This is a genomic window from Metallosphaera javensis (ex Sakai et al. 2022), from assembly GCA_021654415.1.
Classification (GTDB): domain Archaea; phylum Thermoproteota; class Thermoprotei_A; order Sulfolobales; family Sulfolobaceae; genus Metallosphaera; species Metallosphaera javensis.
Window position 1 is genome coordinate 994,882 of the sequence record AP024487.1, and the last position, 25,520, is coordinate 1,020,401.

At 48.5% G+C, this 25,520-nt stretch carries 28 protein-coding genes; 14 read left to right on the forward strand and 14 right to left on the reverse strand.

Features of this window, described 5'->3' with window-relative positions; all coding sequences use genetic code 11:
* Window positions 1-33: 33 nt before the first annotated feature.
* From QVC96_RS05850 to QVC96_RS05870, 5 genes are all read left to right on the forward strand, one after another.
* Window positions 34-654 carry an arsenate reductase (azurin) small subunit gene (locus QVC96_RS05850; protein WP_238027439.1) on the forward strand — a complete coding sequence of 207 codons (621 nt, stop codon included), beginning with the start codon at window positions 34-36 and terminating at the stop codon, window positions 652-654.
* Window positions 655-828: 174 nt separating this feature from the next.
* Window positions 829-1,599, forward strand: coding sequence for a hypothetical protein (locus QVC96_RS05855; RefSeq protein WP_287690211.1), 771 nt, complete (start codon window positions 829-831; stop codon window positions 1,597-1,599).
* A 45-nt stretch (window positions 1,600-1,644) separates the two neighbouring features.
* A complete protein-coding gene (locus QVC96_RS05860; RefSeq protein WP_287690212.1) occupies window positions 1,645-2,838 on the forward strand; it encodes an NAD(P)/FAD-dependent oxidoreductase in 1,194 nt (397 codons plus the stop codon).
* Between the two features lie 32 nt (window positions 2,839-2,870).
* A complete protein-coding gene (locus QVC96_RS05865; RefSeq protein WP_287690213.1) occupies window positions 2,871-3,251 on the forward strand; it encodes a HEPN domain-containing protein in 381 nt (126 codons plus the stop codon).
* Entirely contained in the window at window positions 3,233-3,571 is a 339-nt protein-coding gene (locus QVC96_RS05870; RefSeq protein ID WP_287690214.1) for a nucleotidyltransferase domain-containing protein, read from the forward strand. Before QVC96_RS05865 ends, QVC96_RS05870 begins: the two co-directional genes overlap by 19 nt.
* Before the next feature lies 1 nt (window position 3,572).
* Here QVC96_RS05870 and QVC96_RS05875 read toward each other — a convergent pair whose 3' ends face one another.
* Window positions 3,573-5,801 (reverse strand): heavy metal translocating P-type ATPase, encoded by a 2,229-nt coding sequence (locus tag QVC96_RS05875; protein ID WP_287690215.1) that lies wholly within the window; start codon window positions 5,799-5,801, stop codon window positions 3,573-3,575.
* Window positions 5,791-5,961: a YHS domain-containing protein gene (locus tag QVC96_RS05880; protein ID WP_238027448.1), complete on the reverse strand. Its 171-nt coding sequence runs from the start codon at window positions 5,959-5,961 to the stop codon at window positions 5,791-5,793. Before QVC96_RS05880 ends, QVC96_RS05875 begins: the two co-directional genes overlap by 11 nt.
* Window positions 5,962-6,074: 113 nt before the next feature.
* Between QVC96_RS05880 and QVC96_RS05885 the strand changes: the two genes are divergently transcribed.
* Window positions 6,075-6,638, forward strand: a complete 564-nt coding sequence (locus tag QVC96_RS05885) for a TRASH domain-containing protein (protein ID WP_287690216.1) — start codon at window positions 6,075-6,077, stop codon at window positions 6,636-6,638.
* Window positions 6,639-6,850: 212 nt separating this feature from the next.
* On the opposite strand, the gene QVC96_RS05890 is transcribed toward QVC96_RS05885, so the two are convergent.
* Together QVC96_RS05890 and QVC96_RS05895 are read right to left on the reverse strand one after the other, a co-directional pair.
* Entirely contained in the window at window positions 6,851-8,122 is a 1,272-nt protein-coding gene (locus tag QVC96_RS05890; protein ID WP_287690217.1) for a transposase, read from the reverse strand.
* Complete coding sequence (locus QVC96_RS05895) at window positions 8,100-8,666, reverse strand: IS607 family transposase (protein ID WP_287690431.1); 567 nt, start codon at window positions 8,664-8,666, stop codon at window positions 8,100-8,102. The genes QVC96_RS05890 and QVC96_RS05895 overlap by 23 nt, the downstream gene beginning before the upstream one ends.
* A gap of 77 nt (window positions 8,667-8,743) precedes the next feature.
* Between QVC96_RS05895 and QVC96_RS05900 the strand changes: the two genes are divergently transcribed.
* On the forward strand, window positions 8,744-8,986 hold the full coding sequence (locus tag QVC96_RS05900) for a hypothetical protein (RefSeq protein ID WP_287690218.1): 243 nt from the start codon (window positions 8,744-8,746) through the stop codon (window positions 8,984-8,986).
* On the forward strand, window positions 8,962-9,342 hold the full coding sequence (locus QVC96_RS05905; protein ID WP_287690219.1) for a clan AA aspartic protease: 381 nt from the start codon (window positions 8,962-8,964) through the stop codon (window positions 9,340-9,342). The genes QVC96_RS05900 and QVC96_RS05905 overlap by 25 nt, the downstream gene beginning before the upstream one ends.
* 2 nt (window positions 9,343-9,344) lie before the next feature.
* On the opposite strand, the gene cpsA is transcribed toward QVC96_RS05905, so the two are convergent.
* The 3 genes from cpsA to QVC96_RS05920 all read right to left on the reverse strand — a co-directional run bounded on the left by cpsA (window position 9,345) and on the right by QVC96_RS05920 (window position 12,006).
* Window positions 9,345-10,520: a carboxypeptidase CpsA gene (gene cpsA / locus QVC96_RS05910; RefSeq protein ID WP_287690220.1), complete on the reverse strand. Its 1,176-nt coding sequence runs from the start codon at window positions 10,518-10,520 to the stop codon at window positions 9,345-9,347.
* Between the two features lie 145 nt (window positions 10,521-10,665).
* Window positions 10,666-10,791, reverse strand: coding sequence for a hypothetical protein (locus tag QVC96_RS05915; protein ID WP_287690221.1), 126 nt, complete (start codon window positions 10,789-10,791; stop codon window positions 10,666-10,668).
* A 33-nt stretch (window positions 10,792-10,824) separates the two neighbouring features.
* The gene (locus QVC96_RS05920; RefSeq protein ID WP_287690222.1) at window positions 10,825-12,006 is read right to left on the reverse strand and encodes an AAA family ATPase; all 1,182 of its coding nucleotides are present in this window, start codon (window positions 12,004-12,006) and stop codon (window positions 10,825-10,827) included.
* Window positions 12,007-12,132: 126 nt separating this feature from the next.
* Between QVC96_RS05920 and speB the strand changes: the two genes are divergently transcribed.
* Both speB and QVC96_RS05930 read left to right on the forward strand, forming a co-directional pair.
* Complete coding sequence (gene speB / locus QVC96_RS05925) at window positions 12,133-13,065, forward strand: agmatinase (protein WP_287690223.1); 933 nt, start codon at window positions 12,133-12,135, stop codon at window positions 13,063-13,065.
* A complete protein-coding gene (locus QVC96_RS05930) occupies window positions 13,037-13,774 on the forward strand; it encodes a 5-formyltetrahydrofolate cyclo-ligase (RefSeq protein ID WP_287690224.1) in 738 nt (245 codons plus the stop codon). Before speB ends, QVC96_RS05930 begins: the two co-directional genes overlap by 29 nt.
* 2 nt (window positions 13,775-13,776) lie before the next feature.
* On the opposite strand, the gene QVC96_RS05935 is transcribed toward QVC96_RS05930, so the two are convergent.
* From QVC96_RS05935 to QVC96_RS05965, 7 genes are all read right to left on the reverse strand, one after another.
* A complete protein-coding gene (locus tag QVC96_RS05935) occupies window positions 13,777-14,067 on the reverse strand; it encodes an antibiotic biosynthesis monooxygenase family protein (protein ID WP_238027290.1) in 291 nt (96 codons plus the stop codon).
* Between the two features lie 31 nt (window positions 14,068-14,098).
* Complete coding sequence (soxC, locus tag QVC96_RS05940) at window positions 14,099-15,745, reverse strand: proton pump complex cytochrome B SoxC (protein ID WP_287690225.1); 1,647 nt, start codon at window positions 15,743-15,745, stop codon at window positions 14,099-14,101.
* A gap of 45 nt (window positions 15,746-15,790) precedes the next feature.
* On the reverse strand, window positions 15,791-16,771 hold the full coding sequence (gene soxL2 / locus QVC96_RS05945; protein WP_287690226.1) for a Rieske iron-sulfur protein SoxL2: 981 nt from the start codon (window positions 16,769-16,771) through the stop codon (window positions 15,791-15,793).
* 306 nt (window positions 16,772-17,077) lie between these two features.
* A complete protein-coding gene (gene cbsB / locus QVC96_RS05950) occupies window positions 17,078-18,019 on the reverse strand; it encodes a cytochrome b558/566 subunit B (RefSeq protein ID WP_287690227.1) in 942 nt (313 codons plus the stop codon).
* On the reverse strand, window positions 18,016-19,428 hold the full coding sequence (gene cbsA / locus QVC96_RS05955) for a cytochrome b558/566 subunit A (RefSeq protein ID WP_287690228.1): 1,413 nt from the start codon (window positions 19,426-19,428) through the stop codon (window positions 18,016-18,018). The genes cbsB and cbsA overlap by 4 nt, the downstream gene beginning before the upstream one ends.
* Window positions 19,429-19,501: 73 nt before the next feature.
* Window positions 19,502-21,859, reverse strand: coding sequence for a plasma-membrane proton-efflux P-type ATPase (locus tag QVC96_RS05960; RefSeq protein WP_287690229.1), 2,358 nt, complete (start codon window positions 21,857-21,859; stop codon window positions 19,502-19,504).
* Window positions 21,860-21,900: 41 nt separating this feature from the next.
* A complete protein-coding gene (locus tag QVC96_RS05965) occupies window positions 21,901-22,356 on the reverse strand; it encodes a hypothetical protein (RefSeq protein ID WP_287690230.1) in 456 nt (151 codons plus the stop codon).
* A gap of 334 nt (window positions 22,357-22,690) precedes the next feature.
* Between QVC96_RS05965 and QVC96_RS05970 the strand changes: the two genes are divergently transcribed.
* The 4 genes from QVC96_RS05970 to QVC96_RS05985 are packed head-to-tail and all read left to right on the forward strand — an operon-like array spanning window position 22,691 to window position 25,507.
* Window positions 22,691-23,233, forward strand: a complete 543-nt coding sequence (locus tag QVC96_RS05970) for a 2-oxoacid:acceptor oxidoreductase family protein (protein ID WP_287690231.1) — start codon at window positions 22,691-22,693, stop codon at window positions 23,231-23,233.
* The gene (locus QVC96_RS05975; protein ID WP_238027298.1) at window positions 23,226-23,492 is read left to right on the forward strand and encodes a 4Fe-4S binding protein; all 267 of its coding nucleotides are present in this window, start codon (window positions 23,226-23,228) and stop codon (window positions 23,490-23,492) included. Before QVC96_RS05970 ends, QVC96_RS05975 begins: the two co-directional genes overlap by 8 nt.
* Window positions 23,493-24,653: a transketolase C-terminal domain-containing protein gene (locus tag QVC96_RS05980; protein WP_287690232.1), complete on the forward strand. Its 1,161-nt coding sequence runs from the start codon at window positions 23,493-23,495 to the stop codon at window positions 24,651-24,653.
* Entirely contained in the window at window positions 24,650-25,507 is an 858-nt protein-coding gene (locus tag QVC96_RS05985) for a 3-methyl-2-oxobutanoate dehydrogenase subunit beta (protein WP_238027300.1), read from the forward strand. Before QVC96_RS05980 ends, QVC96_RS05985 begins: the two co-directional genes overlap by 4 nt.
* Window positions 25,508-25,520 lie beyond the last annotated feature (13 nt).

Sequence of the window (25,520 nt, forward strand, 5' to 3'; positions counted from 1 at the left end):
TTAAGAAAAAACATCTTTTTTAATCGAACGAAAATGAGCAAGGACAAAGACAAGGGCTCGGTTGACCCGAACAGAAGAGCTGTGGTTATTGGTGGAGCCGCAGCAGTGGCGGGAGTCGCAGCAGGTATAGTTATAGGAGGTAACGCTTTTCCAAGGCTTCTCAAGGAGACGGTTATCGAGAAGCAACCGGAGGTAGTAACTAAGACTGTAACTCAAACCCAGACGGTACAGGTTCCAGTTCAGCAAACTTATCAGAAACAGATGGTGGCAAACTATAACTCTCTGACAGTGGGATCTCCTGTTACCACCACGTATATGGGATATCCCATAACCATAGTGAGAACAGGTGTAAAGTCCGTGGGAGGAGTGGGACCCAACGGAGATGTGGTGGCCTTTAGTAACGTTTGCGTCCATATGGGAGGACCTGTCCAGTACGACCCCAAGACAAATTGTGGAGTGTGTCCATATCATTACTCTCAGTACGATTTCACTAGGGGAGGAATTCAGGTTATAGGACACCCAAACCAGTTCCTTCCGCAGGTCATCCTAGAATATGATAGCACCACAGGCAACATATACGCACTGGGCTTCAACAGACTGCTGTATGGTGTATATGATAACATAGCCCAGGCGCCATCGTCCTCCTCGTCCTAGGAAAAATAATCACTAGGCTAGCAAATAATAATTGAGGTAGGATGTTTTATCTTTTTTTTCTATTCTAGTTAAGCTTATAGGTCATTGGTCGGTGTAGTTTTCTCCAAACTATCTGTGATATTTTGCATGTTTAATTAGGTGAAAGTTTTTAATTAGATGGTTAATCTAAGGACTATGAGCAATTATATCTACAGGCTAACGGTTTTAGCGATCGGCTTTCTCCTGACAATAATGGGGATAGAGGGGGATAACCCGGCTCTGTCTGGATTCGGAAGTCTTGTAGTGTGGATGTCTATACTTGTTACGTTAATTAACCTGTTAAAGGGCCCGATTCAGGTACTAAGTAAGAATATTAAGATATCTACAGTCGGGGTATTTACTTCGTATGTTATAATCCATTTTCTCGTATATAGTATTGCGATAGAGAAACTCTTAACGGAAATTTATGGGCAACTTTTTTCAATATCTTCACCATTCTTCACCATTTCCATTACTCCCTTCTCCGGAGACGTGGCCCTAAGTTTAGTTTATAACCTGATCTTCAATCCCTCAGTGGTCATGGGTTTCCCTCCAAACTTCTACATAGAGCTCTCCATGTATGCCATTGTGATGGGTATAGTGATAGCGATCCTGGTAACTGCAACCATAGTTAAGGTTATGGAGCTTTTCGGAAAGTTCAGGAAAATGAGGACAATTCTCCTTGCGCCCCTGCTCGGCGTAATAGGAGGTGGAAGTTGCTGTATTTCCATCCCTCTCATACTGAGTTCAGCTATACCCGCGGCCAACATCATTCTTGTATCACCTGTTGGGAGCACTTCTCTCCTTATTGCCTACGTTGCATTACCGCCTCTCACTGCACTTGGACTCGGTTACCACTTCAGGGTATTAACGCCAAGACCTCCCAGGAGCATGAGACTGAGGGACCTAGATCCACGTAGAACCTAGATCCTTTTCCACATCTTTATAATCACGATAAATAATATATTTTCCATGAAAACCTCTGTTCAATATTTAGTTATAGGGAGTGGAGTGTCTGGTTATCACGCGCTGGACGAATTTGCGAGTAGTAGACCCAAGGTAGACGTGATGATGGTAACAGGCGATCGCTCACTTCCCTACGATAGACCTCCGCTATCCAAGGAGTACATGAGAGGTGAAATTGAAAGGGATTCCATTTTCTTCAGTCTGCCAGAAGGGTACAGGGACAGGATAATCACAGGTGTTAACGTGGAGGAGATAAGGGGAAATGTGGCATATCTAGACAACGGGAGTGAAATTGAGTTCCAAAGGGCGTTGATTGCCACAGGAGGGAGGCCCAGAAAACTAAACATACCTGGAGGAGATAGGGTAAACTATCTTAGGACGCTGGAAGACGCGGACAGGATAAGGGAGAAGGCCAAAACCTCGAAATCAGCGCTGATAGTGGGTGCAGGATTCATAGGAATGGAAGTTGGCGCGAGTCTTACTAAGCTGGGAGTTCAGGTGCAGATGGTGGAGGTTAAACCGTACATCTGGAGCACCTTCGTGGACGAGAAGGTCTCAAGGTTTTTCCAGGAGTACTTCGAGAGGAGGGGAGTAAGGTTCATCCTTAACGAATCGGTGAGCGGATTTGAGGAAAGAGGAAAGTTGAGGGCAATGTTAAGTGGCGGAAGGGAGATTGAGGCTGATCTCGTCCTTGTCGCTACTGGCATTCAACCCAATGTGGAACTGGCGGAGAGAAGCGGTATTTCGGTAAATAACGGGGTTCTGGTGGACAGGTTTCTGAGAACAAGTAAGGAGAACATTTACGCCTCAGGAGACGTTGCCAACATAGAGGACCCGGTTAGTGGGAAGAGGAGGAGAATCGAGCACTGGAATAACGCTGAATACACGGGGAGACTAGCTGCAAGAAATATGATGGGAAAGGAGGAGGAGTATGACTTCCTCTCCACTGTATGGTCAGACATATTTGATCTTCACATAGAGTCCGCAGGGGAGACCACGGGATATGACGAGTATGTTATAAGAGGGACCATGGAAAATGGGTCATTTAACGTGATATATCTCAAGGCAGGTCTGGTGAATGGGTATGTTGCAGTTAATAGGCCTGGCGATGAGCTTGAGGCGCTAAATTCCATCATCAGGGAGAGGAAGGAGGTGAATCCATCGAAGCTGAAGGACGAGAACAGTGATCTGAAGCCTTAGGTTTTTAATCTACACGGGGTTCTCTCTCTCATATGAGTTTTCTGAGGGACAGAGCCGAAGAATTCCTGGATAATGCCAAGTACAATCTGAATAAGGGTTACTATAACTTGACCCTATTCGATGTGGAGCAATTTATTCAATTATATGCGAATTTTCTCATTTACTTGAAGGCCGGTGATTTCCCAAAGTCTCATAACATTCTTTCGATCTTGGAGAAAATAGAGAATCTGTATGGAGATAGATGTAACTTAAACTTGTTTAGAAAGGAAAACAGGGACTTCCTCTATGTGATCTATTTCTCTTACACGCAGGGAAGATATTTTGGAACCATGTTCTCTAGGGAAGACGCAGAGAGGGCCGTCTCGCTTGCCAACAAGTTCAAGGAGCTGGGACAATGTCTGATTACCTCATAAGGTTGGCCAAGGAGAGAGAGGAGGCATTTTCGAGGCTGAATGAGTTCCTGAGCAGGATCAAGGAATTCGTGATCTCAAGGGATAAACAGGGTAGGGTTATCCTTTTCGGAAGCGTTGCAAGGGGAAATCCAAGGCCAGATAGCGACATAGACGTTCTAATAATTTCAGATGTTCTGGGAAAGGACGTGAAAACCAAGGCAGGAACCATGGGAGAGGTGATGGAGATGCTGAACAACGAAATCTTTGAGATCCACGTGGTTACGACGCGCGAATACGAGACATGGTACAAGAGATTTATGGATGTGTGGATTGAGGTTTAGTTCACTGAACAAAACTCCAGAGAGCCACACTGACGCTGTTCATTGCCATTCCCAGGGCTGCGTACTCGGGTGGTAGCACCAGGGGATAGAGCATGCCGGCAGCTATGGGTACTAGAACAGCGTTGTAGGTAAGGGCCCATGCTATATTTTCCTTGATCTTCCTCACGGTCCTGTGGGACTGCCTCAACAGGAAGGGTAAAGCAGTAAGGCTTGGAATGACCACGTCCCCTGCATACTTGGCTATATCCGTACCAGTGGCAACTGCTATCCCCACATCCGCCTCCTTCAGGGCCTGAGCGTCGTTGATCCCATCCCCCACGAACGCAACTCCACCCTCTTCTCTGAGTTGCCTCACGAGTTCCACCTTATCCTCGGGGGTCAGGCCCTTCCTCAGTTCCACTCCTAGCTCTGAGGCAATCCTATCGGCGTACATGCTTGAATCCCCCGTGGCAATAATCACCCTGAACCTTGTTCTTAGCTCCTCCACAACTTCCCTTACTCCCTCCCTCATCTGATCGTTTAACCAGAAATCTCCACCAACTTTCCAGTTGACGCACACGCTCACGTCTCCACGGGGTTCGCCCTCGCAGTTCTTCTTGACTAGATCTGGTCTTCCAACCAAAACGTCCTGTCCATCCACCTTCCCGTAAACTCCCCCATCCATTTCCGTAAATCCCTCCACCCTGTGGGAGGAACTTGAAAGGGAAGCTATGGCCTTGCCTACCGGATGGCCACTCAGCTTCTCCAGCGACGAGGCAAGCTCTACAGCCCCCTGGATATACTCCTGGAACCTCTCCACGACGATCTCTCCCCTCGTGATAGTCCCGGTCTTGTCCAGGACTAGCGTCTTAACCTTCCCAAGTTTCTCGAGACTCTCCCCGTTCTTCACAACTATCCCCTTCCTCAGAAGCTTCCTGATCCCAACCATCACCGCCATGGGAGTGGCTAGACCAAACCCGCAGGGACACGCTGACGCGAGAACGGCAACTGCTATGAGGACTGAGAAAGTCAGGGTCTCATGCATCGCATATAACCACAAGGCAAACGAGATCAGGGCAATCCCGATGATCGTGGGAACGAACACCGCTGAAATCCTGTCCGCGAGTCCCTGGATTGGTATTCTCACTGCCTCCGCCTCCCTCAACGCCTCAATGACCTGGGATATGTAGGTCCTCTCTCCGGCTCTGGTGAGGTACACCTTAAGGAAGCCTGAGGTCAGGGTGGATCCACCTATAACCGGATCTCCCTTCACTTTTTTCACGGGAAGGGGCTCTCCGGTGTATATGGACTCGTTGACGTATCCTTCTCCTTCATCCACAACCCCATCCGCTGGAATGACCTCGCCTGCCCTCACCAGGACCACATCGCCCACCTTCAGCTTCCTGGAGTCCACCACTTCACCGTTAGCCTTGGTGGCCTTAACTGATTGCAGGCTCACGACCTCACTGCTGGTCCTTTCCTTTATGTAGGCCTCGAGCGTTTTACCTGCAAGGATGAACGTGACCAGGAGGGAGGCAGAATCGAAGAAGTATCCTGAGTGAAGAAACAGGAGGGAGATTACACTGTAAATCCATGCAGTCAGCGAGGAGAACGAAACAAGGACATCCATGTTTGTGGTCCTGTTCCTCAGTGCCCTGTAAGCTCCAGTGTGGAATCTCATTCCTGCAAAGAAAACCACGGGGATGGAAAGGATGAGCTGAAGGAGTGGGATGTTTATCAGAGTGAGGGGAGAGATCACGGCTCCAACAAGCAGGCGGAGAGCTAAGTCCTTGAAGTCGCTTGATCGGGATAATTTCTCCTCCTTAATCTCTATCCTGTAACCACGCCTCTCCAGCTCCTGCTGTATCTTCTCCGAGGAGGTGGTGACAGGGTTGTACTCCACAATGACCAGACCTGAGGTTGGGTTAACCCTCGCGTAAACCACACCCTCAATCCCCTCCAGGATGTCCACCAGCCTGTGGGACTCCTCCTCGCTCACCCTGACCCTTCCTGTGAACTTCTGAAGGGCCACATCATATCCGGCCCTCCTTACTGCGTCCACCACTTCCTTGAGTCTTGCCCCCTGCAGGATAACCCTTGCGTTTCCGGAGGCCAGGTTTACCTTAGCGTCCTGAACCCCCTTAACTCCTGAGATCGCCTTGGTTACAGTTACCTCGCAGGTGGCACAATGCATGCCCAGGATCTTGAGTTCCTCTTCCTTCTTCAGCCTGAGGGACTGGTCAGTGCCCATGGGGCATTCCCCTTGGGCCACCCTTGAGATAGGACTCCGGGTCCTTCTCAAAGGCAGTCTTGCAGTGCGGACTGCAGAAGTAATACATCTTTCCCTTATACATTGTTCTGTAGGTCGAGGTTTCCTTCACTTCCATTCCACAGACGGGATCCATCATAATATCTCTAGATAGTATCCTGTTGAAAGCTTAAATATACATTGTATTCATTGTCTATTGTTTCCCGTAATAGGGAATCAGAATGACATAATAACATCGTAATACGAGGGATAATCTTGACAGATGTAAACTCATTAAGCGAACTGGAGTACAAAGTGCTAACCTACCTGAGGGAAGACTCTAGGACTAGTTCCAGTAAGTTGGCTAGGGAACTTGGAGTCAGTAGAGCCACAATAGCCAAGATTCTTCAGTCCCTCAGGGAAAAGGGAATAAAGTTCACTGTGGAATTTTACGAGGAGGGGAAGCTGACAGTCTTCGCTGTGGCGAGCGCTTGCGCTGAGGGGGCTGAGTGTTACAGGTTAATTGACGGCAAGTTCATGGTTACCATCACGGGAAGCATGGAGCAGGTGGAGGAAGTTTTGTCCAAGTTGAAAACGGAGAGGTACTTCATTGCGGTGCAGAAAGTCGGGTCCACGAGAGTTAGACGATCCAGTTTAAGGTGCGATTACTGTGGTGGGGAGATAGCAGGAGAGCCCTTAGTGGTCAGGAGAGGAAAGAAGGTATACTACACATGCTGTAGGACCTGTCAGACGCAACTCGCCAAGAAGTTGAGGACAGGGAAGGGAGAGGGGAGCCATGATCCTGATGGGCCTGGTCCGGATTTTGGTGTATCGCGTTAAGGTCTCCTAAAATTCACAATAATATGTAACCCAGTTCCGGGGCACGCCCAGGACACACGAATAACCCTCGTGAAGAATGGACTACGCGCAAAATATCATGATAAGTTAATCAAGTTACACTTTATTATCTCTCTTAAACAATTTCTATTTGTGGAAGTGCTGATTAAGAACGTTGATAGGGAACTCTACAGACAGTTAAAGGGGTTTAGGTCTCATTGAATTTCATGTATTTTGTATTCAATTCTCGACCCTTGGAGTTCACCGAAGTCGCGGATTGAACCGTTCATCCTTCTCACTCCCATTAGGGGGATAACCCCACTCACCTTACGGTGAGGAAACCCCCACATCCTGAGGTTGAATTTAGATAAGAACCTCTTCATAATGTTAAGTGAAGCATTGAATTGCCTATCAAGGGTGAACCCACACCTCCCGCACCTGAAGGTCTTGTCAACCGTTCGGGAAACCCATCCACATCTGGGGCAAGACCTGGATGTGAGGTGCGGGTTCACTTCCACTACCTTACAACCGTATAGAGGAGCCTTGTATTTCAACGTGTTAACTAACTTCCTCCAAACAGTCCTAGATAACTTTTTGGATAAAGACTCACTAGCATTACCAAACATACCTTGCTTATTTAACTTTTCGAAGACTAAAACATGATTATTATACAATTCAAGAATGAAGTTAGCCAGCTTGTTAATCAAATCGTTAACCCTATTCCTCTCGCGATGAGAGTACTTCATCAACAGTCTCCTACCACCCTTCAACTTCTTAGAGGCTACAGACTGTACCTTAGCCCTCTTCATTTGCATGACGTACTTCAAGGAGTAAAGTTGCTTCAGAGAGATCGTGATAAACTTCTCGCCATCGTAACCGTCGAGTGAAAAGAGATTAGAATCAAATGCAACAGTTTCAGGTGGCGTGGTTGTTGGTAATTCTTTTCTAAACACCAGATACACTTTATCCTCCTTGATCACCGGTTCTGTTAACTCCATTTCCTCAACTCTTTTAGAGAACCATCTTCTATCCCAAGAATACGTGATATACTCGTGTGGTTTCACGGTTATCCTCACGCTCTTCCCGAGGACTTTCCTCAACGTGGTTTTCACCCTCACGTAACCCTTCCTCACAAGCGGTGGTTTGAACTTACTTCTCCCCTTCTCAAATCTCCTTCTCCAGGAGTCAAGGATAGAGTACACGTCGTGAATAGCTTGGTCTATGTAGTGTTTTGCTAATCCTTGCGCGTTCTCTTTCATTAGGTATTCTCTCAACTCCCTGTATATTTCCTTCTTTTTTGGTAGCTCGACTCTTCCATTCTTCACGTTAACTTTGCTGAACACGTACTTTATTCCCTTGTTTAGTAAGTTCACGTAGGCACGAATTAGTTCTTTGCTTCTTTCCTCCTCATTTCTTATCGCATAGGTGAGGTGTATGTATTCTTTTTCTTGTGGCATGAATGTTTCAATCCTTAAGTTCTTCAACACATTTCTTCACCTTTTCACGCTCATGACCTCTCGTTCTGCCAGAGAACGAGACTAGGATACTGATCAAGTCTTCGATTAGTTCCTGTTCTGGATCCTCTTTTTCGAGCACCACTATCTCGCAACCGTGTGTTTTGCACACCTCCTCAAGTATCTCGAACCCGAATCTCACCAGCCTGTCCTGGTGAGCCACGACTATTTTGCTCACCTCGTTGTTTAGTATCATTCTGAGTAGTTTCTGGAACCCTTTCCTCTTCATGTTCAATCCAGATCCCATGTCAGTGATAATGATGTCGTGTTCCGGAACCCTTTCCTTCAAGTAGTTCACTTGATTCACCAGGTCGTTCTGTGCGTCTGATGACACCCTGGCGTAAAGTACCACTTTCTTTTTCCTTATTATTCCTGCCAATCTCTCAACGTCCTCTTCTCTAAATCTCATTTTCCCAGATGGCAATCTCTCTGGTTTTATGTACCCTTTTTTCACGTATTCCTGCAGCGTTCTATATGAGATTCCTAGTCTCTGGCATACTTCTTTGGGTCTTAGCATCATATTGTGATTTGTAGACAAAGTATTTAAACTTCACGCTTTAACGAAAACAGTTTTCGACGGCAATTAAACTATGGTTGAGAGAGACGGAGGGCATACCCAGCGAAAATCGCGCAGTACTGAGGAGAAACAGGGAAGCTATTGAGGCATTGGATAAGGGAAAGTTTGTCTTGGTGTGTGATGGTAAGTTCATAGGGGCATTTGATACTGAAGATCAGGCAATAGAGGCCTCCAGAGGTTACAGAATATGCGTTATTGATAGCAGAAGTTACTCACCAATTAGAGGAGAGTGGGGATGGGGATCGATTGCCTCAGAGTGACAGACAGGCCAGAGATAGGGGTAGAAGTTCTGGATCCATCTTCCATGGAGAGCGTAAAGGTTAATGCCATAGTGGACACTGGATTCTCAGGTTGGTTACTTGTCCCCTTTCGTATTTACCAAAGGATATCATCGCTGGAACTCCACGAAGACAAATGGAACGTTTACTCCACGCTGATTGGGAACGTGAGGACTAGAGTAGCGAGGTCTATCATCACATTGGGCGGAGTAAAGATACATGGATTCGTGGAGACGCCCGTATTTGGAAGGGAGTTATACCTGGTGGGAAGGGAGTTACTCAAAAGAATTGAATTACGTCTTGTTAAGGGGCAGGAGGTCTGTGTGGGCGATCCTTAGTTTCAGGAGGAGAACCTGTTAGCCAGGAGGACCAGCGCAGTCACTCCTGTCTTCAGAGCGTCTTCATCTACGGTGAACTTTGAGCTGTGGTTGGGGTAAACTATCCCCTTCTCCTCGTTTCTGGTTCCCAGGAAAATGAAGGAACCCTTTGCCCTCTGCAGGTATCGGGAGAAATCCTCTCCGCCCATGACCGGTGGGGTCTCCTTCACCTCTCCCCCCGGAATCTCCTTGAGTATCTCCATAACTCTCTTCGTGGTGTCTGGATCATTCACGGTAACAGGGTAGGCATCCTCTTTGAAATTAACCCTGCACTCAGCTCCATATGCCTCGCAGATTGACTTCACAATGTTGTTGAAGGACTTGAGAACCATCTCCCTCACCTTCTCATTAAGTGTCCTGATGGTTCCCTCCATCACCGCCCTATCCGGGATGATGTTATCCTTGGTGCCTGAATGAATGCTTGTTACGGAGAGAACGAAGGGTTCGAGGGGGTTGACCTGTCTAGATCTGATCCCCTGTAACGCGTTAACTATCATGGCGGAGATATAGACCGGATCCACGGTTTCGTGGGGAGCGGACCCATGTCCGCCTCGCCCTACCACCTCCACCTTGAAGGAATCGGGACAGGCCATTATTGGTCCTCCGCGTGTGGCCAGGGTTCCTGAGGGATAACCCGACATCACATGCAACCCAAAGACGTAATCAACACCATCCATGACACCCGCCTCTATCATGGGAAGTGCACCTCCCCTTCCTCCGTCCTCTTCAGCCGGTTGGAAGATGAGTCTGACCTCCCCGATCTCGTCAAGATGACGCGATAGAATTGTGGCCGCCCCCAGAAGCATGGCAGTATGCGCGTCGTGACCACAGGCGTGCATTACCCCGGGTTTCTTGGAGGCGAAGGGTAGGCCAGTCTCCTCAGTTACGGGAAGAGCGTCCATGTCGGCCCTTAACGCCACAACTCCCCTCCTTTTTCCCCTGATCACGCCCAGGACTCCGGTCTCAGTCCCTACCCCCTCCCTCACCTCGATTCCCAGGGACCTGAGGTAACTGGAAACCAGTTTTGCCGTATCATATTCCTGATACGATAACTCTGGATTCTCGTGAATCCTCCTCCTCAACTCTATTACTTTACCCTCTATCTGCTTCGCCTCATTGAATATCCTTTGGGCTTCCATATTCTGATATTCACTTCTCCCATTAAAAGGTGAGTTTATCCTCTTCACGGAGAGAACGAGTCAACATGTTTATGCCAACATATTCCCACCGGATTCAGGAAGTCCTCATCCTTTCTCATGATCTTCAGATCAACGGCGAGTAGACCTAAACATTGGAATGAATCCCGCCAGTTGCAGGAACGTTACAGCAACCGTCCTCGAAAGCCCTCCTGGATACCCTGAGGTAAGGGAGGACTCTCCTGGATTGAAGGGTTGTGTCAAGGGATCCCATTGAGAACCAGTCTGCGACATCATAATCTCGTTCTCACTGTAATACCCTAACCGATATCTCGTCCGCAATCTGCCTCAGTTCCTCCGGTCCAAGACTTTCGTCCGCGTCGGACCCTGGCCTATCCCTCAGGCTCACCAGTCCCACACGTGGAATTCCAGCATTCCTAATCCTAGACACAGCCCTCTCTGCCTCCCTCCTATCCAGCTCACCCATCTTAACCTCATACCCTATCACTGGTCTCCCGTCCCTCAGGATCACCACGTCTATATCCTCGTGTGGTGAGTACGCCATAATCCCACCATGTTTCTCAGCAAGTAATTCGCCCACCGCAAACTGAACCTCCCTTCCCAGCGGTAGTTCACCAACGCTCTCCGTTACGGACACATTATACTTCGCCTCAGCGTAGAACATCAGGGACAGGATAGGGGAGGAGAGCCTATAATACCACCTCGCCCTCCTCTTGGGTCCAAATATCTCTATCTTCTCCACAAGTCCCAGGCTGGCCAGAACGTCAAGATATCCGCTGACGGAAGATGCGGTCACGTCCAGACCCTTTCCTGCCAGGCTACCGGCTATCACGGAAGTGTTCCACTCTCCCTCCGCCAGGGACATGAGGATGGCCTCATACAGTGTTGTCAACTGCCTTTCCTCCTCCTCAAATATTTCACCCACCAGACCCTTGGTCACCATGTAAAGCTGATATCCCCTGTCCTGAACCTCCCTCACATCCCTCACGAAGGGTATAACCCATGGATCCTTGTACAGGAGCGCCAGGAGTGGATCCCTCACAGCGTGAAGTGCTTCAGCGTAGTGAATAAGACCCAGTCTGAAGGGCATAACGAAACCTAGGAGAGGGCTCCTGGAATCAAACACCTTCTTGGATATTCTGAAACTCGAACCCACCAGTACAAGTTTCCCGTGTTGACTCAGGGATCCAAACACTTCCCAGTACCTCTCTGGCATCCTCTGAAACTCGTCCACAACTACCGTCCCTTCTCGTCTCAGCGTCTCTCCCAGTTCCCTCAGCGCATCCCTCAGGGGTCTGATCTCGCCATCAGGGTAGAACGCCTGAAGGTCCCTGGTCACGGTGAAATAAAGGTCGTGCTTGAGATACTTCCTTATGAGATAGGACTTGCCCACCTTTCTGCGCCCGAACATGAGGGTCCAGTCCCTGAGGTTCATCACGTCCTTGTATTCCCTTCTCTGTATTTCCATAGTTATATAATTGTGGTTATATAACCATGGTTATATAATTTACGGGAGAATCAGTGCGAGTTTCAAACCTCGAGAAGGGATACTCCAACATTAAACCATTTTTAGTTTTGAGACACTATCTTAAGCATGAGACAGATAGACGCGCTCAAATCCCCCAGGTTTGCTCAAATTTCGACCTTTGCTAGGTTACCCATGTGCGGAGAGGAAAGGGTCGAGGCAATATTCATGGGAATTCCCTTCGATGACGCCACCACTTACAGGCCGGGGGCCAGATTCGGGCCAATGGGAATTAGGGACGGTTCCAGGCTGTTGAGGCCCTATAACCCATTCCAGAGGGTGTATCCACTGGACGAGTTATCAGCCTGTGACGGTGGTGACGTGGACGTGATTCCGGGGCATATTGAGGATACCATGAAAAGGATTGAGGAGGCTCTGGTGGAAAGGATGAGGAGCTCCACCCTCTTCCTGGCAGGAGGAGATCACTCCATCACCCTTCCCGTGTTGAGAGCGGTGCACAGGGTACACGGGAAGGTAAACCTGGTTCACCTGGACTCACATTACGACTTCTGGGACACTCACTGGGGGAAGAAGTACGATCACGGAACATGGCTCAGGAGGGCACTGGAGGAGAACCTTCTGAACAGGGTTATCCAGGTGGGGATAAGGGGATCCCTTTTCTCCCATGAAGACGTGGAGGATTCCAGGAGGCTGGGTATAACGTCATTTAACATCAGGGAGGTGAAGAGGGATCAGGAAAGGGTGATAAGGGAGATCAACGGTCTGGAGGGACCAACCTACATATCATTTGACATAGACGTTGTGGATCCGGCCTTTGCCCCGGGAACAGGTACGCCTGAGGTCGGTGGCCTCACCTCATTTGAGGCTCTGGAGATAATCAGGTCGCTGAACCTGAACCTGGTTGGCTTCGACGTGGTTGAGGTCTCCCCACCATACGACGTAAGCGAGATAACCTCCATGCTGGGAGCTAATCTGATATATGAGGCAATGAGTTTGAAGGCGAGGATGAAGCATGGAGAGAAAGGTGAAGCAGGAGATTAGGGAGAGGATCTGGAGGTTAATGGAGGAGAAGAACGTAGCGTCGTTTCCGAGACCGGTGAGGGGGAGGATACCAAACTTCAAGGGAAGTGCACAGGCCGCCAAGATCCTGTCAGAGACGCAGGAATTCAGGGACGCGAGGGTTATCAAAAGCAACCCAGATTCGCCTCAGGCCCCGCTCAGGGAACTGGTCCTGAGAGCCAGGAAGACCCTAGTGGTTCCAACCCCGAGATTGAGGGGTGAATTCTTCCTTATGACAGAGAAGGCCTGGGACAATCCCAGAGAGGCATCCAAGATTGTAAACTTCTCCTCCTTCGGAGAGAGGGTTCACTTCAAGGACATACCCAAGATAGATCTTATCGTAGTGGGCTCGGTCGCCGTGTCTCCAGAAGGGAGCAGGGTGGGAAAGGGAGAAGGATACAGTGAGCTTGAATATGCCATACTTAGGGAGCAGGGTTTCGTGGACGACAAGGTACCCGTGGTAACGACAGTGCATTCGATCCAGGTTGTGGACCACATACCTGTGGAACCCTTTGACGTTCCTGTGGACATGTTTGCCACGGAGAAAGGTCTGTTCAGGACCAATCCCAGACCAAAGCCCAAGGGCCTTCTCCTGGAGTATCTAACACCTGAGAAGGTACTCGATACTCCTTACCTTCAGGAGTATCTCAAAGAAACCGGTAGGCTAAACAGGGTTCTAGGAAGGATCTAGATTCATTCCAGTTGCTGTAATACCCTGTGTGTGGGCCTTCCCTCAATGATTGTCTTTCCGTAAGAGGTGGTATCCCTGTACGCCTGGCTGGATACGAACTGCCTGAAAACATCCAAGTTCTCCCACTCGCTATAGATGAGATACTCCTGGGGGTCGGATACGCTCCTGTACAACTTCCCGTCCTTGAAACCAGGGAAGTTCTTCTTTAGATATTCCAAGACCTTGGAGAAGGTTTCCTCGAATTCCTTTTCATGACCCTTTTTGACCCTATAATAAAATCCTACATTTATCATATTTTGTAAAAAGGAAAAGAAGATAAAAAAATTATTCTTCCTTCTCAACGGGCTTCTTATACACTACGTAGTGGTAGAGCGAGATGACTTCGCCCAGCATCAGGAAGACCAGTCCCAGATCCACGCCGAACAGGTTCGAGGCGTAACCTGTGGGAGGAATTGTCCACATCTGCGCCACTATCACCACCACCAGCACGAACAAAATGCTCATTAGAACTTCGGCGAACTTCTTCTTGGTCTCGGTGGAGGTCGGAGTCTCGGTTGTGGTTTTCACTTCGGGCACAGCATTGTTGGGAAGTCCCTTACTGAGAACAACCTTACCCATGGCCTTGCTTCCGATGAAGAATAGGGAGCCCGTAAACACGGCAATGGCAAAGGTAAAGAGACTTGGATAGTCAATTAGCTCCACTACAGAACCCGCAAATAACATGGCCACAACCATGAAGAGGAGAGATGTTAGGGGCGATATTCCTCTGGATGGCTTCAACTGAGCGTCCACTGGTTTAATGAAAGTCAAACCCAGTGCCACGATAATTGCGGGTATCAGATAAGCGATAACCTGGTCCTTAACGCTAACCTCCACACCGGGAGCTAGATCTCCCCAGAGGGATGTCTGTATTAGGTACGTAATCATGAGGATGCCTATACCCGTGAATACCTTCCTTTTGAGCGGATGGAGTTCGTCACTTCTGTCAATGAATGGCAAAATGATGAGGTACACTAGTGGTATTATCACACCAATCATCAGGAAGATTACCACATCGCTCGTGAAGTCGGCAATCTTGTAAAGGAATAGGAAGAACCACGGCGGGTAAGTGGTGATATGGGCTGCAGCGGGGCTATTTGGTGGTGGAGCGGGTTTGGGATTCATGAACGGGTTGAAGTACTGAGGTAAACCGTTCAGGTAAGCAAGAGCGTTTGGAATGGCCAGGATGAAACCCCATGTCATAAATATGAGTGAGCTCATGTAGACGAAGTTCCTTGGCCACCATGGATTGAACTTGGACCATTCTTCCTTGGTGTAAACTGCAGGAGCCTTGGGCTTAACCTTTCTAGAAGGCATCATGCCGTAGTGCTCTGCCAGGAAGAAGTGGAACACAAACAGCAATCCTATGAGTGCAACTAGGATGATGTGAAGGGCCAATACTCTAGTATAGTCTCCGGTGTCGTAATTTCCGAAGATGATGGGTATCAGGAATGATAGCTGGGGTATTGATGTTATGATTCCTGCACCCACATCTACAGCGCTCACTGCAAGCGCATCGCCAATGAGGCTATATCCAAGGAAAGAGGCACCTAGAGTAAGGACAAGCATGAGGACGCCAAGTATCCAGAGGAGTTCCCTGGGCTTCTTGTAGGCCCCCACGAAATAATTCCTGAACATGTGAACGTAGGCAAGGATAATCATGGCGTAGGCACCATAGAGGTGACTGTAGAGAACCACAGACCCGTAGGGAACCTGATTGATTATGGTCTCGGTTGACTGATAGCCAGCTGCAGCGTTATAGTAGAGAAGCAGGATCAGTCCTGATATAACGGTGTAAATGAACGAGGCAGCAACCAGCGCACCCAGCCACTCATTAACGTGATACATGTAGTCCGGTGTCTTGAAGAAGGGCAGGTCGTCCAGTCCCAATCTTTCCGAAAACCAGTTTGAAACCCTTTTGGTTAAACTCATGTTTTCACCTCATGAGACCATACAATTAAACTCTCACCGTTGAACTCATGATCCCGAAAACGGGTTTGTGTTGGCCTGGACTTGGGTCTTTGTTCCCACTGAACTACCGTATTGGGACGTATCAAGATCCTTAGATGGGTCCTGAGACGGAACTCCATCCGATCCCTCTGGATACGTTGCCACGCCTATTGCGCCAATGGCATAGAGATAGTCTGTGGAACTATCGTACTCGAGGAGAACAGCAGGCAGTGGCCTTTGTGTTGGGCCCGTTAGTACTGCACCTCCCTTATAGGGATCGTATGTGGAACCGTGGCAATCGCAATGAATTAACGCCGGTATATTGGCCTGCTTGGCAGCCAGCAAGGCCTGAGCAGTTAATGTGTCTGGTTCAGGTGCGGTTAGCTGGGAAGGTCCCACATACTGTGGAGGATAGAAATGTATGTAAGGAGGTGTGCATCCCAAGTGCTGGCATATGGCCGAGTACGACACAATGGAGTTGTTCGGTCCCACACCTCCTGGGAACTTATACGTCTTCCCTGTTTGTGGTACAGTAACCTCGACTGGGGAAATGGAAACCGGATTTCCTGACTTGTCTCCCAAGTTAAGGAGGAAGTTAGGTTCTCCGGTTAAAGGATACTCATAGAGAGTGATGATGGGACTATTCACTGGGATGGATGACGCCTTCAATGGATTCCCTGAGACGTCCACAAGAAGAGATTTGGGGAAGCCAGCAGCCTGCTCCACAGGAGGAACGAGCACTCTCAGTCCGGGAATGATCCCCACAACTGTGGCAGCTGCAACGCCTATAACTATCCCCTTTAAGAAGTTTCTTCTCCCCTCGTCAACTCCGCCCACATTCTTACCCACGTAATTGAAGAAATAGTCCTCACCCTTCTCCACGAATTCCCTGCTATCGAATCTAGTCTTTGGATTCCTCATGGTTTTGAGTAACTTCTGTATGAAGTACAGATCAGAGGTTTTCAGGACACCCTTCTCGCCGTTCCCCAATCTGATTTTTAACGGCATTTAGTTATCACATCGCTATTATATCGTCACATTTATATTAAGACTTTGCCGTTGGACTGTTGATCAATTTAACAGATGATGAGCTTGAATATATCTTTCATATATCTCATTGGAATACATGAATCGATAATATGGTACCAATCATTCAGATTTGCTGATTACAATTTAATGTGGAGTATCTGTTAAGTGACGTCTTCGGTTCTCTTTCGATTTGACATCTCGCAGAAACCTAGAGGTCTTTGATTACAGTAACTCCACACACTAATTACAATTAGTTTAAGTATCATGACATCATATAAAAGAAAATCAGGTTCTATTCTGTATCTTGCTTCTAATTACATCAACTAGACTACTTTTACCTTCCTTCATGTTGAGCAGGATGGTGCCAATGATTGGATATACCATGTAGAGAATTAGATGATAGCCATTAACTCCAAGAAAAACCGTTGTTATTACCATGAAGTATCCCAGTCCGGCGTACGGATTCTTACTGAGCGCAATGGTTACGGATAGGTAAATGGCGATTGCCAGGGATATCACAAACAGAGGAAGGGAGTAGGGGTTCGTGAGCACTATTCCAAACACCGAGGGCATTACCATGTTCATAATTATCTCCATGAATCTGTTGCTGGAAACCAGGAAGTAGATTGGAAGAAACGCGAAGAGCGAGGGAATGGAAGCCAAATAGGAGATGGAGGCCCTCCTTAGACTCAGATTACGTGAACTCCAGATAACAGTATACGCCAAGAAGCTGAGGAGGGATACCTCAAATACGAAGAGGTAATTAATCAGGAGTTCAACGTGGGATATATCCACGAGTAGCCCGGCTGCCACTAGGAGAACCACCATAAAAGCGGTGGGTAAATTAACAAGAGAGGTCACCGGGGCGCGGGCGAAGCTTTCCGCGATGCCAAGTATTCCCAGTGTAGCCACAATCACCTCATACATCACCCATAGGGGTGAGGTGAAATAGTTGTTTATGAGGGTGAACGCGGGAGAGATTAGGAGAAGAATTCCCAAGGGCAATAATGCCTTGACTTTTTTCCATGAGAGAATCGAGAAAATTCCTATTGCCAAGTAACCTAGGTATATACCAACCTGACCTAGCTTAGTTAACACGTTCTGGAAGGGAATCTGAATGGGTAAATAGGAAACCGAGAATATAAACTGAAGGATAAACTGAAAAATAGAGGCCAGAGCTAAAAAAATCAGAACTAACTTTACTGAATCCTCTCGAAGGGAGCTCATCTCCTGAACACCACGTACAGGGCTATAAGTGCAATAATTGCCACAATGGCGCCAATCACTGTAACGTCCACTGTAACGTTTCCTACGCTGGAGGAGCTAGTTGTGGAGGTGGTGTTAGAAGTGGTGGTCGTTGTGGTTGTTGTGGTTGTTGTGGTCGGGGCGGAGTTGGAGAGGGTGAACTGGAGGAAGCCGGAGGTGATGGATTTGTCGAACAGGGTTTCGCCCAGCTTGCCCTGCCATACGGCGAACGCCACGTAGTACGTGTTGCCAACCGTGAAGTTGGGCATCCACTTAGCGTAAGCTTGGGGCACTTGAAGGGGCCTCACGTACTCCACTGTCCAGAAACCGTTGGAGTAGGTTGCGCCTGTCTTCACGAAGAAGAGGGATCCGTTGAGTCCAGAGGAGGCCACGGGAGCGTACCATATCCCTGCAGTGTCAACCTCGTACATGTTGGTGTTGTTGGTGTAGAGGGGAACGGCGAAGCCCTGGTTGCCCGGGTCAGTGTATGGTAGGCCGGTGAGGGACTCGTTGTTCCACAGGTTCGCGGCGAATGCCGGATCGTAGGTCTTGTTGTTCCATGTGGCGCCGGAGACCCACATCCATATGTTTGCAGCTCCTCCTTGCTGTTGCAGAGAGCCACCTGCATTCTTCAGTGTGAAACCGTCAAACTCCTGTCCTGGTACCTTTCCACCTATGTTCATGCAGTCCGAGGTGGGAGGTATTACACTGCCCATGTACCACATTATGGCTGCCCTGTCAGGATAGTACCAGGTGTTGTTGGTGTAGTAACCGTAAAACATTCCGTTGTTGTACAGGAGGTCCTCCATGGGCCTCAGGGAGTGGTACAGGATGATACTATCGTTGGGCAGGACCTGAATCTGAGTCATGTTAGGAGTTGGCAACGTTATCCCTGAGTAATTCAGTATTAGCCTCCCTTGCTCCTGTTTTCCGTTAATTATAGCGTAATAGTTGCTGTATGAAGCGTTGAGTCTATACGTGACTCCAGGAGTTAGAAGGATTTCCCTGAACAGACCCGGACCGCTCGCCGAGGGATCCAGTGCACCTGCGGCTGCAGACCAGGCGCCGAATGCAGGATCAGGGGCGGGCCAGCTCATTAGTACCATGAGGTCAGTGCCATTCCATGCAGTCTTAACCAGGACGTAATGGGTTATACCGGATGTTGGGGCCTGGGGTATGTTGGCCGTGAGGGAAATGTTGTCCCACGGGATTTTGGACCAGAAGCTCTCGGTTCCTGGAGCGTTGAGGTTTGCCGAGCCAGAGATCTTGTACGCCACTATCTGGGGGGTTGTCTGGGCCATGGGGACGCTGACGAAGCCCATGATGAGGGACGCGACGAGGAGTCCCACTCCTAGAATTACCAGGATTTTCCTGTTATCTAACCTGCGCATCAATTTAACCACGATAAAAATAGATCGGGAACAATAATAAACTTAAGAAATTGGACTCATGTTCAATTCAACTTTAAGTTAATCTTAGTAAACTTACCTTTATCTGATCGAACAACAAGTTGAAAGTAAATGCCATGAAAAGGACAGCTAGCGTTACCTGAATTGGAATAGGCGTAACAAGTATTCCAAGAGAGGAAATAGCAAGTACAAATAATATATCTGCTATTGAGGAGATTAGAAGAGGTTTGCTCGGGACTGAACTCCACATTCTTCCCCTGGTTCTCAGGATGTAAATGGTAAACTGGCCAGTGAACACTAGCATGTCAAATATCGCGGTATGTATCTCATTAACGTCCAGCTTGAGCGACATTGAAAACCAGAGGACGAAGAAGGATTCAACCAGCACGAGAAGGGCCAGTATCAGGGAGGACCTAACGATCTTGTTCACGTTCCATCTCTCCGGCTTCATGGAATAGGTGACGTTATCTGTTGCAATGGACATGGTGACGAAATCGTTAAGGAAGAGGAGAAGAATCACATCAAAGGGAGTGGTGACGAAAAACCTTGTCAGGAAGAAGGACAACGTGAGAAACAGTACGACCTGAAGGGTCTTTATTATCTTGTTCATTGTGTACGTGAGCATCCTTTGATATATCTTCCTCCCGGTCTTTATCGCCTCCACAATATCCGTTAACCCTTCATGGGTCAGTACCATGCTTGCTGACGCCTTGGCTACATCCGTGGAATTGTAGACGGCAATTCCCACCTCTGCCTGCTTCAACGCGGGAGCATCATTAACCCCATCCCCAGTCATTCCCACCACATGACCGGTGTCCTGAAGAGACTTGACTATGGTGTACTTATCCTCTGGGAATACCTCCGCGAACACCTGACACTCTTCAACGTATTTACCCCTTTCCTGTGGAGATACCTCCTTGACCTCCCGCATATCGCACACCTTATCCCCAATTCCCACCTCCCTCGCTACCTCCACAGCAATCAGTGAGTTATCACCCGTGACCATTTTTGGAGCTACGCCCAGATTCTTTATCTCCTGGATGAACTTTGGGCTATCGGGTCTGGGTCTATCATAGAGTGGGAGGAGACCCACAACCTCGAGGTTTTCCTTTCCCGCTGCCACAGCGATCACCCTGAAACCTCTGGCTGAAAGTGAACTCACCTGCTCATCAAACCATTTCTTATCAACGTTTGCAAGTTGCTCTATAACCTGAGGGGCTCCCTTCATGACCCTGATTTCTCCCTCTGGCGTGGAGATGATGGCCTCGGTTCTCTTCTTAGATGGATCAAATGGCTCAAAGCGTAACCTGGAATAAGGTGAGGAGATCCCCCTCTCCCTAGAACATTCTGCTACTGCGAGATCTATTGGGTCCTGAGTTGCCTCGTCTGATGCCAAAAGGGCGTAAACAACTACGTCCTTGTCACTATATCCCTTGGAGGGTATGGGGTCACCCACCCTGAGTCTGTTCTCGGTGAGAGTCCCGGTCTTATCCAAGTTTAGGACATCCATACTTGCAGCATCTTCAGAGGCATTAAGCCTAGTGACCAGTATTCCCTTCCTGGAAAGCTCTTCAGCGCCCAGGGCCATGGCTATGGTAAAGGTAGCAGGAAGGGCTACAGGGACTGAGGCAATTAGAACAACTAGGGAGAAAGGTAAAACGTCACTAAGTCTGATCCCCGCGATAATTGCGAAAAGGGTGAGGGCAATCACCAGACTGACGTCTATGACTATCAGATATCTGACAATCTTCATTATGATGTCCTGAATGTGGGACTTAGCCCTGGCAACCTGAACTAGTTGAGTGGTCTTACCAAAGTAGGTTCTCTCTCCCGTGCTTATCACGATTCCCTTTGCTTCACCCCTCTTTACAATTGAGCCAGAGTAGAGGGTGTCCAGAGGTTTCCTTTCCACTGGTTGCGATTCCCCAGTTAGAGCTGACTGGTCTACTAAAACCTCTCCCTCCACTATCTTGATATCTGCGGGTACGATATCCCCAATCCTCACGGTGACCAAGTCTCCTGGCACCAGTTCCTTGGCCTGAATTGAGACCCATTTACCATCTCTCTTCACCTTTGCCATGACCTGTAATTTACGCTTCAGGAGTTCCACAGCGTTCTCGGCCCTGTGCTCCTGGACGAAACTTATTATGGAATTGAAGATCAGGAGAAAGAGAATTATGTACATATCAAGGAATTTCTGAAGGAGGAAAGTGAGGATCACTGTAACTTCCAGCATCCACGGGACGGGAGCCCAGAACTTCATAAGAAACTCTGTAACCGGGCTTCTCCTCTTCTCCTTAACCTCATTGGGTCCAAACTTGAGTAACCTAGATTTGGCCTCTTCAGAAGTCAGTCCATCCAGTGTGGTATTGAGCGACTTAAGAAGGGTCTCTAACGTCTCATTGTCATTCATGTGAAATCTTTACTCGCCATGATTAATGTATCTTTCCCGGTTCAAGATCTGGCGCAGGAGATCTCCACTTCCTTTTCCTTCCCCTTCCTCTCCTCAAACAGAAAATGACTCGGAACCTTGAGATAATATGTGTTCTCGACCAGGTTTTTCCTTATGTGGCCTATAACCTCCTTCCAGGCATCCCTTGGATTCATCTTGTTCACTTTAGCTCCAGACTCCTTTGCAATAAGCTTAAGGTAGGAAACGCACATGGATCTGATGGAACAACTCCTGCAGGAATACTCATCCCTCTCCAAGTCCATCAATACCAGTTCCTTATCCTCTGTAACGTAGATGAGCTTCTCCTCCAATTCCATTTTTTCTCCCTTGGGCTCGAAGGATATCACTGCCTTGAACGCCAGTCCGTTGTCCTCCATTAAACCCAGTTCCCTCATTTTCCCTAGAACGAAATAGAAGTAGCTCTTACTCATCTCGCTTCTCTCGTGGGCCGATAACACCTTAATAAATTTATCATTCCCAATTTTATCAAATTTTTCTTTACGTAACAAAACAACATTCCTTTCTATAATAGGTCTGTCAATTTTAGAAATATTTAAGTAACACATGATCCCAATGAAGTTATTTCTTTGACTAAAGAAAAAAGCCTTTCATTGGTAAAAGTAAAATGATTTTAAAAAACATGATTAACTAAGTTAAGTTCTCTCAGAAAGAACGCGTTTTTATCTCCATCATAAGTTGAATTGTGGAGGGATCTGATGTTAACATGGTTAATGCGATTGGATGGCATGAATGATAAGTCATGTCCTTATTTTCACAGTTGAATATAACCCTATGATAGAAATCTCATTAAAGGGCAGAGGAGGACAGGGAGTTGTCACGGCAGGGGAATTATTGACCAAGGCAGTGATAATGGAGGGAAAATTTGCACAGTCCATTCCCTTCTTCGGTGGAGAAAGAAGAGGAGCACCGGTGAGCAGTGAGGTAAGGGTATCAGATAAACCAATACCCCTTCACAGGAGAGTGTACAATCCTGATGTGGTGACGGTTTTTGATACGACACTCATAGAGATAGTCAATCCCCTGGAGGGAATAAAGGAGGACGGAGTCCTGATCATAAACTCGGACAATCCCAAGAAACACTGGAAAAACACCTATTACGTCAACGCGACTGATATAGCGAGGAATCTGGGGCTCGTGGTCGCGGGATGGAGCGTGGTTAACACTGCCATGCTGGGGGCACTGGTCAAGGTAACCGGGATTGCCGATCCGGAACTGCTAGAGAAAGCAGTAATGGAGGAGTTCCCCGGAAAGCTTGGGGAGCTCAACGCCAAGGCAATTCACCTAGGTTCCAAGGAGGTGAAAGCCCTTGATTAAGGTTCCAGCTGAGGTACCTCTGGCCAGGCCAGCGCTGGGATCAGCGGGAAGGACAGGAACCTGGAGAGTCCTGAAACCGGTGATACATTACGACAAGTGCACCAGATGCAGGCTCTGTTTCTTCTACTGTGTCGAGAACACCATTGATCTTGAGAAGAACCTCTACCCAAGGATAGATTACGATTACTGTAAGGGGTGCGGTGTATGTGCCCAGGTTTGTCCCACAGCAGCCATAGAGATGGTGAAGGAGGTGAAGTGAATGCAGAGAACATCCACTAGAAACATTGTCAAGGCAATGGTGGGAAATCACGCTGTTGCATATGCCGTTATGCAGGCCAAACCCCAGGTTTTAGCAGTTTATCCAATAACCCCCCAGACCACCATGCTGGAGAAACTCTCGGAATACGTTGATTCCGGTAAATTGAAGGCAAGGATGATCAGGGTCGAGAGCGAACACTCTGCCATGGCTTCAATCTATGGAGCAGCGCTAGCGGGTGCAAGGGTCTTCACTGCGACCGCGTCTCAGGGCCTCCTTTACATGACCGAAATGATATACTGGGCAGGAGGGCAGAGGGTGCCCATAGTTGCAGCTGTGGCCACTAGGGCAATAGCCTCGCCCTGGTCAATCCTGGATGATCATCAGGATTTCGTGAGCAAGAGGGATGCCATATGGATACAGATGATGGCTGAGAATGTGCAGGAGGCCTATGACCTCACACTTCAGGCCTTCAGAATATCGGAGAACCCCAACGTTCTCCTCCCGGTCATGATGGGGTTTGATGGCTTCATCCTCACGCACACCATGGAGAGGGTTGAGGTTCTGCCAGATGACGTGGTGGACTCCTTCCTCCCGCCAAGGGAGTTCAACCTCATTGATTTCAGTGATCCCGTTGGAATCGGACCTGTGGCCACACCCGACGACTACATCTTCTTCAGGCATCAGGCCCAGAAGGCCATGGAAAGGGCTAAGGCCGTGATAGACCAAGTAGGGAGGGAATTTGAGGAGTTAGCGGGGAGAGGATACGGGAGTACGGAGTGCTATCTCTGCGACGATGCGGAATATCTGGTGGTGTCCATGGGGGCGTGGACCGGAGACGCCAGGGTTGCGGTTGATAGGGTCAGGGAGAAGGGCATAAGGGCTGGCCTCCTGAAGATAAGGGCGTTCAGACCTTTCCCTAAGGAGGTTGTCAGAAACGTTGTGAGGAAGGCGAGAGGTGTCATGGTTCTGGATAGGGCTGTCTCTTACGGTTCTGGGGGAGTCCTGGGCATTGAGGTGAAATCTGCCTCATATGGACTAGACGTGCCAATTCACGACGTGATAGGGGGATTGGGAGGAAAGGATGTGAGACCAATGCACGTGGAGAAGGCCTTGGAGGACCTAGCAGTTGGTGCACTTGAGGAGGAGAGGTGGTTACTATGATGCTCATGCGTGGTAACGCAGCCTGCCCGGGATGTCCGATTCCCAGGGAACTGGATGCGTTGCTGGAAGTAACTGGCGAAAAGACCGTGCTGGTGGTGCCAGCTTCCTGTTCCACGGTGATCATGGGAGATAGCAGGGGAATGCCCTCCCGTGTACCTGTGGTTCACAGCGCATTTGCTGCCTCTCCTGCAATAGCCTCTGGGTTAAAGTCGGCCCTAGAGGCAAGGGGAGAGAAGGCAACGGTGGTGGTCTGGGCGGGAGATGGAGGGACAGGGGACATTGGCTTCGCCTCATTAAGCGGAGCAGCGGAAAGAAATGAGGATATACTTTACGTATGTTACGATAATGAAGCGTACATGAACACCGGAATACAGAGGTCTGGACTAACTCCCTTTGGTGCGTGGACCACCACCACGCCGTCAGGAAAGAGAGAGTGGAAGAAGCCAGTTCCGCAGTTGATCGCTGAACACGGAGTACCCTACGTGGCAACAGCCTCCATTGCCTATCTCTTCGATTATCAGGCCAAGGTCAGGAAGGCAAAGGACATCACGGGGTTCAGGTATATCCATCTCCTCTCCCCCTGTCCTCCAGGATGGAGACATGATTCCAGTTTGACCGTGGAGGTTGCTAAGCTGGCAGTGGAAACTGGAATATGGCCACTTTACGAGATAGAGAGGGGTAAGTTCAGGCTGACAAGCATAAGCAAGACGTTGACTGATAAGAAGAAAAGGAAACCAGTGACAGAATACCTGAAGTTACAGGGAAGGTTTGCCAACTTAACGCAGGAGCAGATAAAGGAGATCCAGGACGAAGTGGATAGAATGTGGGATGAGTTCTCCAAGCTGGAAGGATAAGGAAAAATTTTGC